Raw genomic sequence first — 10,865 nt, forward strand, 5'->3', positions numbered from 1 at the left:
TCTTATTTCATAATTTACAAAATAGCGAAGATTTTTTACAAAATTTACAAATTATTATTTTGTATATCTTTCTAGGTAACATCCATACTATGAGTACAAACTTAATTACCGATGGATTAGCGCCAAACGGGGCGGCAATCTGGTTCAACTCCAGCTAGTCCAACCAAAAAACTTTTACACTCTAAGGAGGATATATTCCTATGGCAAACCAAAGTTCTTACAATCAATTAGTAGTACCAGGAGCAACAGCTGCAATCGATCAAATGAAGTACGAAATCGCTCAAGAATTTGGTGTACAATTAGGAGCAGATTCTACGGCTCGCGCTAACGGTTCTGTTGGTGGAGAAATTACAAAACGTTTAGTTGCAATGGCTGAACAAAGCCTTGGCGGATTCCAAAAATAAATATATATGGCAAAAAGGTCTCAGGGCATATGCCCTGAGACCTTTCTTATTTACTGCAACATTTGTAAAAACTTCTTCGTTCGTTCTTCTTTTGGATTTGTAAATACATCTTCTGGTGTACCTTGTTCGACAACGACACCGCCATCCATGAAAATAACACGGTTCGCAATTTGATGAGCAAAGCGCATTTCATGCGTTACAATGACCATCGTCATTCCTTCTTTAGCAAGTTCTTTCATTACCTTTAAAACTTCTTGAACTAGTTCCGGATCAAGCGCTGACGTTGGCTCATCAAATAGTAAAACTTCCGGCTCCATCGCAAGTGCACGAGCGATTCCGACGCGCTGTTGTTGTCCGCCTGATAATTGGAACGGATATAAATCTACTTTATCCGCAAGACCAACTTTTTCAAGGAAGTAGTTTGCTTTTTTCTTCGCTTCTTCTTTCCCCATCTTCTTCACTGTAACGAGCCCTTCCATTACATTTTGAAGTGCTGTTAAATGCGGGAATAGATTATGGTGCTGGAATACCATACCTGTTTGCGTACGAAGATTTACAATATCTTTCTTCGATACTTTTTTAGAGAAATCGAGCTCTTTATTACCGATGCGAATGCTACCAGCGTTCGGTGTTTCTAACACATTGAGGCAACGTAGAAATGTCGTTTTACCAGATCCAGATGGCCCGATAATAACAACAACTTCGCCCTTCTCAACTGATAAATCTATATGTTTTAGTACGGTATTATCTCCGAAACTTTTTTGTAAACGTTGAATTGAAATCATAAAAACAAAAACTCCTTTTATGAAAGGATTATTTTAGAGTGTAACGTTCAAAACGTTTTTCTAATATTTGTTGCACAATAGATAATAGGAAGCAAATTACCCAATAAATAAGACCTGCTTCGAAATAAACGATTAAAAACTCATAGTTCATTGCCGCAATTTCCTGCGCTTTTCGGAACATTTCTGTTACTAAAATTAACGATGCTAATGAAGTATCCTTCACTAAACTAATAAATGTATTCGAAAGCGGCGGAATGGATACACGCGTTGCTTGTGGTAAAATAACACGTTTTAACGCTTGCGGGTATGTCATCCCAATTGTGTAAGCTGCTTCCCACTGCCCTTTCGGGATAGAAAGAATAGAAGCACGAATAATTTCAGATGCATATGCACCGACATTTAATGAAAATCCAACAACTGCTGCTGTATATGGCTCAACCTCAATATTAAGAGTTGGAAGACCATAGAAAATAATAAATAACTGTACAAGAAGTGGCGTTCCGCGAATGATAGATACATAGATACGAGCAATCCATTGTAAAATACGACTACCTGAAATACGCGCGAGCGCTGTTAACGTCGCAAGTATAATACCGATAATAAACGTAACAAGCGTTAATGGAATTGTCGTAAACACGGCTTCCTTCAGCATAGGCATGAAGGAAGTTTGCATAATATCTACCCATGTAGACAATCGATCTGAGACCAATGCACTACTTAGATACATTTTCACCGAACCATTTTTTCGCTATTTTATCGTACGTACCATCTTTTTTCATATCTTCTAACGCTTTATTTACTTCTTGTACAAGCTTGTCGCTACCTTTGCGGAATAGGAAACCACTTTGTGATGCTTCTTTTTCTGTATCTACAATTTTAATTTTTGCATCTTTCTTCGTTTCTAAATAGTTCAATACTGATAACTTATCATTGATTGTAAAATCAACGCGACCAGTGTTTAATAATTCTGCTGCTTGGCTAAAGCCTTCTACACTAGTGATTTCTGCACCATTTTTCTTAGCAATATCTGCATAGTTACTTGTTAAAGATTGTGCCGCTTTTAATCCTTTCACATCAGCAAATGTAGCAGGTTTATCTTTATCCTTCGCAATAACTAATACCGCTGAAGATGAAACGTATGGACTAGAGAAGTCGTATTTCTTTTGACGATCTTCACGAATACCAACTTCGTTAGCAACCATGTCGAAACGTTTTGCATCTATTCCTGCAAGTAAGCTATCCCATTGTGTTTCTTTAAACACTGGTTTTACCCCTAAACGTTTTGCAACTTCTTCTGCTAATTCAACGTCAAATCCAGTTAATTTATTGCTTGAATCGTGGAATGTGAACGGCGGATATGTACCTTCTGTTCCAATTACAAGTTCACCGCTTTGTTTTATCTTTTGTAACGCATCTTGACTAGCTGTATCTTTTTTCTCTTCTTTGCCGCAGCCCGCTACAATCCCAATTGCTAATGTAGTTACTGCAAGCACTGAAAATAATTTTTTCATGATCGTGATCCTCCAAGTATTCTGATAGGAATTTAAAAACTATATTGATTGTATGCAATCTTGAACAATTTTTCAATGAAAATGTTCTTATTTAGTTTAACCTTTTTCTTCATAATCAAACAAAATGGAAAAATAACGCTACATACAAAAAATAAGTAACATTTTTTAATATAGCATTTATATAGAAAAAGGTAAAACAATACTTCTTATTATTCTTGCTTGTCATGATTTATCGCAGAATCGATATCCTTTGTCAAAACGTCGATATAATTTTAATCAAAAAAGAACTTGCGAAAATCGCAAGTTCTTCTAAATATTAAGCGCTCTGGTTTCCTTCCATTTGCGTTTTATACATATCGTAATAACGCCCGCGCTTTTTCATTAATTCATCATGAGATCCTTTTTCCAAAATCGTTCCTCTATCAAGCACAATAATTTGATCAGCGCTCTTAATTGTTGAAAGACGATGAGCGATAATAAACGTCGTTCTTCCTTTTTTCACAACTTCTAGCGCTTGTTGAATCATCGCTTCTGTCTCTGTATCAATACTAGAAGTCGCTTCATCTAAAATTAAAATCGCCGGATCAAAAGCAAGTGCCCTAGCAAACGATATAAGCTGACGTTCTCCGGTTGAAAGTGTACTTCCCTTCTCCGTAATTTCTTCATCTAACTTGTTCGCAAATCTTTCAGCACCAACATCACGTAACGCCTTTACGATACGCTCTTTTGAAATATTTTCGTTCTCTAAGCTTACATTGGATGCGACTGTCCCGCTAAATAAAAACGGATCTTGCAATACAATTCCCATATGTTCACGAGTTGCCTGTTTCGGCATTTCTGTTACATCGTGACCATCAATCGTAAGCTTTCCTTTTTGAAATTCATAAAATTGGAAGAGTACATTCATAATGGAACTTTTTCCTGATCCAGTATGACCAACAAGTGCCACTGTCTCCCCTTGTTTCGCTTCAAAAGAAATATTTTTCAATACTTCATCTTTCCCATTATAAGAAAATGACACATTATCGAATTTCACATTTCCGTTTAAACGAGGCATACGTTCTTCTTCTACTGCCTCTCCTTTTTCCTCTAACAATTCAAAAACACGCTCTGATGCAACACGTGATTGCTCTAAATTAGCAAGCTGATTCACCATATTTGTAATCGGCGAGAATAATCTCGTTAAATAATCAACGAAAGCATACAGTACCCCGAGTGAAACAATACCCGTAGCACTTAATGAAGCACCACCAAAATACCAAATCACTCCTGTAAAAGCGATGTTTCTTAATACAGACACTAAGTTATGCGATGTTGCTGCATTTAAATTTAAAATTTTATTTTGATATTTAAAATAATCGCCATTTAACTCTTCAAATTCCTTCTTCGTTTCACGCTCTTGACGGAATGCTTGAATGATCGGCATCCCTTGAATCGATTCATTCACTGTTCCGTTAATATCCGATAAACGCGAACGCATTTTATGATTGTATACAGACGCATACTTTCTATACAGTATCGCCCAAATAATTAAAATCGGGATAATTAATAAACAGAACATCGCGAGTTTTACATCGAGTAAAAATAGCGCGGCAAATATCCCAATAATATAAATAATACTAGAGACGAATGTCGCAAGTACCGTTACATATAAATCACGAATTGCCTCTGTATCATTCGTTACACGCGAAACAATTTTCCCTGCTGGTAAATGATCAAAATAACGAATCGGCAACGTTTGTATATGAGAAAAGACATCCTCTCTCATAATTTGAATAATTTTGTTTGCTGCTTTCTGTAAGAAGAACTGCTTTCCGTACGCAAATAATGATACGACTACTAATAAAGCGAAATATCCACCGCCAAGTAGTAATAGTCGGTTTATTTCTGGTTTATAAAACGCAAATACTTCTTCTTTCGTTAATGCTTTCGCTTTATACACCTGCACGGCCTTACCACTCTGAACGGTAATCACATCACCCTTAACGGACCGAGAACCTTCAAGCGTTATTTTATTCGGCACAAAATAGTACTGAAAACCAACTTGAATAACTCGAACTTCCTTCCCTTTTTTCTCGCCTTCCTCAAAGCGATCGCCTCGCTTATAAAAGGCGCCATTATACGAAACAGCATCCTCACTTTTTTCTGTTCCATACCAAGGCCTCTCTATGCCAACAATATGCTCATCAATCATCGTTTTTGCGACGAACGGACCTGCAAGCTCTGCAATGACGAAAACAAATAGCATCGCCATAGCTGCAAAAATTGGCCCTTTCACTTTCATCGCATATTGAAACAATCGTTTTGAAACGCTCATATTTTCACCCCACTATCCGCACCTTCACCTTGCTGCCGTTCGAACTGCTCAGCATACCAGCCCCCATTTCGAACGAGCGCCTCGTGCGAACCTTCTTCAATAACTTCACCGTTATCCATAACGAGAATCCAATCTGCGTGCTGTACCGCTGATAAACGATGCGTCGTGATAATCGTCGTCTTCCCGCTTCTTTCTGTTCGTATATTTTCAATAATTGCCGCTTCAGTACGAGCATCAACAGCTGATAAAGAATCGTCTAAAATTAAGATTTCCGGGTTTTGAATAACAGCTCTCGCAATCGAAATCCTTTGCTTTTGCCCACCTGATAAAGAAACACCTTTCTCTCCAACAAGCGTTTCTAAACCTTCCGGTAAAAACTCTAAATCCTTTTTAAACGCAGCTATTTCAATCGCTTTTTCAAGTTCTTCTTCAGTCGCTTCTCTGTTTCCGAATAAAATATTTTCCTTCGCTGTTTTTGAGAATAAAATGTGTTCCTGAGGTACATATCCAATCCAGCCAAGTACGTTATCATTCGTAATTTTATCTAGCGTCACATCAGAAACTGCAATATCTCCTTCTCCAAGTGGATATTGACGAAGCAGCTGACGAACGAGCGTCGTTTTCCCGCTTCCTGTTTTCCCAACAACTCCAAGTGTCTCTCCTTGTTTTAATGAGAACGAAACATTTTTTAAATTTGTTTCATTTGATGAAGGATATGAAAAAGAAACATTATCAAACTGAATGTAATTCGGCTCTTGTACAACCTTTGGATTTTTTGGATTCTTTACATCCGGTTCATAAGCTAACGTTTCATTCACACGATCTAACGAAGCATTTCCTCTTTGCATAACATTAATCAATTCACCAATTGCAAACATCGGCCAAATCATCATACCTAAATAGACGTTAAAAGAAACGAGTTCCCCAAGTGTTACTTTTGATTGGAACACGAGATATGCACCGTACACTAGACCAATTAAATAACTAAGACCAACGAGCATTTTTACAGTTGGCTGGAATAACGCATCGATTCTTGCTACCTTCATATTTTTCTCGTATACGTCATCCCCTAAATGGTGAAACCTTTCTTGATCAGCATTTTCTTGTACGTACGCACGAATAACGCGTACACCAGCAATTGATTCAAGCACTTTATCATTCATATCTCCGAACGCATCTTGTGCAACTGTAAATCGTTCATGCAATTTCTTTCCGTATATATTCATCGCATACGCCATAATCGGAAGCGGTATAAGCGCAGCAAATGTTAGCTGCCAACTAATTGAAAAGCCCATCATACAAACGATTGTAAGCATATATAGACTAGAATCAACGAGCGTTAATATACCAAAACCTGCTGTCATCGCAATTGCTTTTAAGTCATTCGTCGCTCGCGCCATTAAATCGCCAGTACGATTTTTTTGATAAAACGTCGGCGTCATCTTGAGTAAATGCCCCATAAATTTTGAACGCATCGTTTTCTCAAGTACGAACGCACCGCCAAATAGTTGATGCTGCCAAATAAAAGTGAGCACATACCCGCCTATCGTTACCCCAAGTAAAATAAAAATATATTGTATAATCGCCTCGTTCGTTAAGGCTCCTGTTTTAATATTATCAATTGTAATTCCTAACACCTTCGGAGGAATTACCTCTATTACGTTTACAATTAAAAGTACCCCAATTGCGATACTATACCTTTTCCAATGTTCTTTAAAAAACCATCCTAATTTTTGCAGTACTGAAAACAATATAACCTCTCCCTTCTCGTTCTCGTTTGACTCACATTTCTTTATCCGCTATCCAAACCCATCACATTTACATTTCGTTTGCCATACAATTTCATCACATTTTTCCACCTTCCAAACGTTTATTTTATCCCGAATTAACGGGCGGTGAAGACTAATCATCAACAAGGAATACAATCTCCCCACCGATGGAAGTTTCACTTTATCGTAACCATACAAAGCATGGGTACAAGGAAAATAAACAAAAAAAAGCATACCGCCGCTTGACGATATGCAAAGGAATGCATAAAAGCGTACGTTACGATATACGCAACGTACGCTTCTCATAAGACAAAAAAGTCCTATATATCCGCACGGGTTGCGTAATGATATGAATGTTTTCCGCCATTTAACAGAGCTAAGCCCATTACATTTACGATTACAATCATTACGCACACCCCTTTCATTTATTTTCCATTTATAATCTTACAACTTTATTGAGTATTCTGTCAATTGTTTTTTTAGCTATAGAATAAAATAATCTTTTATCACAAAAATGAAAGTGATGCATTCTACTTATAATCCAGTTTGAAATAAGAGAATCTTCTGTAAGAAAGGGCATACAAAATAAAAAAAGAATAAGAAATCATTTTCACAAACATTTCATTTGAAAAATATTATCAAACCCCCTACAATCACCTTATACTCACTCTTACAAGTTGCTATTTTAGGAGGACTAATCATGACAACTAGCAATACGTACAAATTTTATTTAAACGGAGAATGGAGAGAAAGCTCTTCAGGAGAAACAATCGACATTCCATCTCCATACTTACACGAAGTAATTGGTCAAGTACAAGCAATTACTCGCGGAGAAGTAGACGAAGCAATTGCATCTGCAAAAGAAGCTCAAAAATCATGGGCAGAAGCTTCTCTACAAGATCGCGCAAAATATTTATATAAATGGGCTGATGAGCTCGTAAATATGCAAGATGAAATTGCCGATATTATTATGAAAGAAGTCGGTAAAGGATATAAAGATGCGAAAAAAGAAGTTGTTCGTACAGCTGACTTCATTCGTTACACTATTGAAGAAGCTCTTCATATGCACGGAGAAAGCATGATGGGCGATAGCTTCCCTGGCGGAACAAAATCTAAACTTGCGATTATCCAACGCGCATCACTTGGTGTTGTATTAGCAATCGCACCATTTAACTACCCAGTAAACTTATCTGCTGCAAAACTTGCACCAGCATTAATTATGGGTAACGCTGTTATTTTCAAACCAGCAACTCAAGGTGCAATTAGTGGTATTAAAATGGTTGAAGCACTTCATAAAGCTGGCCTTCCAAAAGGTCTTGTAAACGTAGCTACAGGACGTGGTTCTGTAATTGGCGACTACTTAGTAGAGCACGAAGGTATCAATATGGTATCGTTCACAGGTGGTACAAACACAGGTAAACATTTAGCGAAAAAAGCTGCAATGATTCCACTTGTATTAGAACTTGGTGGTAAAGACCCTGGTATCGTTCGTGAAGATGCTGACTTACAAGATGCTGCAAATCATATCGTAAGCGGTGCATTCTCTTACTCTGGTCAACGTTGTACAGCTATTAAACGTGTACTTGTACACGAAAACGTAGCGGACGAGCTTGTTGGCTTATTAAAAGAGCAAGTAGCTAAATTATCAGTTGGATCTCCAGAACAAGACAGCACAATCGTTCCATTAATCGACGATAAATCTGCTGACTTCGTTCAAGGTTTAGTTGACGATGCTGCTGAAAAAGGTGCAACAATCGTTATCGGTAACAAACGTGAGCGTAACTTAATTTACCCAACATTAATCGACCACGTAACAGAAGAAATGAAAGTTGCTTGGGAAGAGCCATTCGGCCCAATCCTTCCAATCATCCGTGTTTCTTCAGATGAACAAGCAATTGAAATTGCTAACAAATCAGAGTTCGGTCTGCAAGCAAGTGTCTTCACAAAAGACATTAACAAAGCATTTGCAATTGCTAACAAAATCGAAACTGGTTCTGTTCAAATTAACGGACGCACAGAGCGCGGCCCTGACCACTTCCCATTCATCGGTGTAAAAGGTTCAGGTATGGGCGCACAAGGTATTCGTAAGAGCCTTGAGTCTATGACACGTGAAAAAGTAACTGTATTAAACTTAGTTTAATCTTATATGTAGAAGCTGATCTAATTTTAGGTCAGCTTCTTTTTATTTCAAACCCTCCAAACCTCTAATAACATACTCTTCTCTATAATCTGATTATTACTATATCCATTGACGTATAAAAATTCATTTGTTACTCTTAAATACGTTAATTTAATATTTAAATCCTCATTCGTATCTCGGTGAGGTAGAGGTTGCAATCATTAAGAGTATCATTTCAGGAGATGTAGTGGCATTGATGAATGAATGAGAAAGGAATGGTTGCCGAAGTAAGCCGTGTCCACCATGCACGCTTGCTGGGTCTGCATTTAATAAGTGCAGAACTGTCACAAACGTTTCGTTTGTGGAGAGCTATCGAGAGGTATGTCGTGGGTTTCTTATAAGATAGAAAGCATGTAGCGGCAAGTTTACGTGCTTTTTTTGTTTTGTTTGGAACTTCTCTTCCTTACCTGGAAGACATACATATCTCCTCGCTTGACTTGGTTATACTAACTTTGGAGGTATTTTCTATGCAACAAAAAAAATGGGGCTTTTGGGTACTAACAGCTTTCGTTGTCGGTAACATGGTTGGCGCTGGTATTTTCATGGTGCCAAGTACGTTGGCACAAACAGCAAGCCCTCTCGGTGTCACTTTAGCTTGGTTAACAACAGGGTTTGGTGTTTTAATGCTAGCTCTTGTTTTCGGTAATTTAGCAATTCGTCGTCCTGATTTAACGACAGGACCACAAAGTCATGCATATGCTTTATTCTCATCACCAAAAAAGAAAAAAATGGCTGGTTTCAGCATGGTGTGGGGATATTGGGTTGCAAACTGGGCAAGTAACGTTGCCATCATTACGTCTTTTGCGGGATATTTATCACTCTTCTTCCCGATTATGAAAGATACACGTCTATTGTTTTCAATTGGCTCTTTCGATATAGAAGTTGGAAAACTAATTACATTTACAATTTGTTCCGTCTTACTTTGGGGAACTCATTTAATTTTAACAAACGGTGTAAGCGGAGCAGGAAAACTAAACTTCTTAGCAACAACAACGAAAGTAACTGGATTCCTTCTATTCATCGTCGTTACTTTATTTGCATTCGAAGCTTCAAAGTTTGGACAATGGTACACACCGATGATCGATAAAGAGGGCGTATCACACGGTCTTCTATCACAAGTAAACTTAGCTGCTCTAACAACGCTTTGGGCATTTATTGGAATTGAATCAGCAGTTCTTTTATCAAACCGTGCTGTTTCTCCAAAAACGGTAAAGCGTGCCACTGTTGCAGGTTTATTAATAACTGTTGCAATTTATTTAGGAATTACAATTTTAACAATGGGTGTACTTCATGTTGATAAATTACAAGCTTCTGAACGTCCATTAGCAGATGCATTAAACGCTGCAATGGGTCATGGCGGCGGGAAACTTATGGCATTACTTGCTCTTACTTCCCTATTCGGTTCAATATTAGGCTGGATTTTATTAAGCTCAGAAGTACCTTATCAAGCAGCAAAAGAAGGTTTCTTCCCTTCCTTCTTTACAAAAACAAATAAAAAAGGAAGTCCTATTTATTCACTACGATTAACAAACATTATGTCGCAAGTGTTCTTATTCTCAACATTATCAGGAACAATCGCGGAAGCTTATACATTCGTTATTACAGTATCAACTTTAGCCTATCTCATTCCATATCTCGTTTCACCAATCTTCCAGTTAAAACTAGTCGCAACTGGTGAAACATATAAAAATGAAATGCGGGCAAGAATTACGGATGGCGTAGTCGCAGTTATCGCACTTTGCTATGCACTATGGGTTATTAAAACCGGCGCATCTGATATAAAAACATTCCTTCTCGGAATTGGTTTATTCGTAATCGGCTTTGCCTTCTATCCATTAATGAATCGTGATCAGAAAAAAAATAACGAAAAGAAAAACGAGCAAATTGCATAACGCAATTT

General features: G+C 37.7%; 8 protein-coding genes and 1 riboswitch. Of the genes, 3 read left to right on the plus strand and 5 right to left on the minus strand.

The window, feature by feature from the left end:
• Nucleotides 1-200 precede the first annotated feature (200 nt).
• Entirely contained in the window at nt 201-404 is a 204-nt protein-coding gene (gene sasP, locus BAU28_RS24900; protein ID WP_000013349.1) for a small acid-soluble spore protein, SasP family, read from the plus strand.
• Between the two features lie 50 nt (nt 405-454).
• Here the strand turns inward: sasP and BAU28_RS24905 are convergent, their stop codons facing one another.
• The 5 genes from BAU28_RS24905 to BAU28_RS24930 all read right to left on the minus strand — a co-directional run bounded on the left by BAU28_RS24905 (nt 455) and on the right by BAU28_RS24930 (nt 6,768).
• On the minus strand, nt 455-1,189 hold the full coding sequence (locus BAU28_RS24905) for an amino acid ABC transporter ATP-binding protein (protein ID WP_002170550.1): 735 nt from the start codon (nt 1,187-1,189) through the stop codon (nt 455-457).
• 28 nt (nt 1,190-1,217) lie between these two features.
• Nucleotides 1,218-1,916, minus strand: coding sequence for an amino acid ABC transporter permease (locus BAU28_RS24910; protein ID WP_071720479.1), 699 nt, complete (start codon nt 1,914-1,916; stop codon nt 1,218-1,220).
• Complete coding sequence (locus tag BAU28_RS24915; RefSeq protein WP_071720481.1) at nt 1,903-2,700, minus strand: amino acid ABC transporter substrate-binding protein; 798 nt, start codon at nt 2,698-2,700, stop codon at nt 1,903-1,905. The genes BAU28_RS24910 and BAU28_RS24915 overlap by 14 nt, the downstream gene beginning before the upstream one ends.
• A 316-nt stretch (nt 2,701-3,016) precedes the next feature.
• Entirely contained in the window at nt 3,017-5,017 is a 2,001-nt protein-coding gene (locus tag BAU28_RS24925; RefSeq protein WP_071720483.1) for an ABC transporter ATP-binding protein, read from the minus strand.
• Entirely contained in the window at nt 5,014-6,768 is a 1,755-nt protein-coding gene (locus BAU28_RS24930; protein WP_071720485.1) for an ABC transporter ATP-binding protein, read from the minus strand. The genes BAU28_RS24925 and BAU28_RS24930 overlap by 4 nt, the downstream gene beginning before the upstream one ends.
• Nucleotides 6,769-7,486: 718 nt before the next feature.
• On the opposite strand from BAU28_RS24930, the gene gapN reads away from it, so the two are divergent.
• Together gapN and BAU28_RS24950 are read left to right on the plus strand one after the other, a co-directional pair.
• Complete coding sequence (gapN, locus tag BAU28_RS24945; RefSeq protein WP_071720487.1) at nt 7,487-8,926, plus strand: NADP-dependent glyceraldehyde-3-phosphate dehydrogenase; 1,440 nt, start codon at nt 7,487-7,489, stop codon at nt 8,924-8,926.
• A 177-nt stretch (nt 8,927-9,103) separates the two neighbouring features.
• Nucleotides 9,104-9,285: riboswitch (Lysine riboswitch) on the plus strand.
• 147 nt (nt 9,286-9,432) lie between these two features.
• The gene (locus BAU28_RS24950; RefSeq protein ID WP_071720489.1) at nt 9,433-10,857 is read left to right on the plus strand and encodes an amino acid permease; all 1,425 of its coding nucleotides are present in this window, start codon (nt 9,433-9,435) and stop codon (nt 10,855-10,857) included.
• Nucleotides 10,858-10,865: the final 8 nt, after the last annotated feature.

It is taken from the genome of Bacillus paramycoides (genome assembly GCF_001884235.1).
GTDB classification, from domain to species: Bacteria; Bacillota; Bacilli; order Bacillales; family Bacillaceae_G; genus Bacillus_A; species Bacillus_A paramycoides.

Excerpts from the sequence above, each read along its gene's own strand:
- sasP (WP_000013349.1), top strand. The coding sequence starts at position 201 with ATGGCAAACCAAAGTTCTTACAATCAATTAGTAGTACCAGGAGCAACA.
- BAU28_RS24905 (WP_002170550.1), bottom strand. The coding sequence starts at position 1,189 with ATGATTTCAATTCAACGTTTACAAAAAAGTTTCGGAGATAATACCGTA.
- BAU28_RS24910 (WP_071720479.1), bottom strand. The coding sequence starts at position 1,916 with ATGTATCTAAGTAGTGCATTGGTCTCAGATCGATTGTCTACATGGGTA.
- BAU28_RS24915 (WP_071720481.1), bottom strand. The coding sequence starts at position 2,700 with ATGAAAAAATTATTTTCAGTGCTTGCAGTAACTACATTAGCAATTGGG.
- BAU28_RS24925 (WP_071720483.1), bottom strand. The coding sequence starts at position 5,017 with ATGAGCGTTTCAAAACGATTGTTTCAATATGCGATGAAAGTGAAAGGG.
- gapN (WP_071720487.1), top strand. The coding sequence starts at position 7,487 with ATGACAACTAGCAATACGTACAAATTTTATTTAAACGGAGAATGGAGA.
- BAU28_RS24950 (WP_071720489.1), top strand. The coding sequence starts at position 9,433 with ATGCAACAAAAAAAATGGGGCTTTTGGGTACTAACAGCTTTCGTTGTC.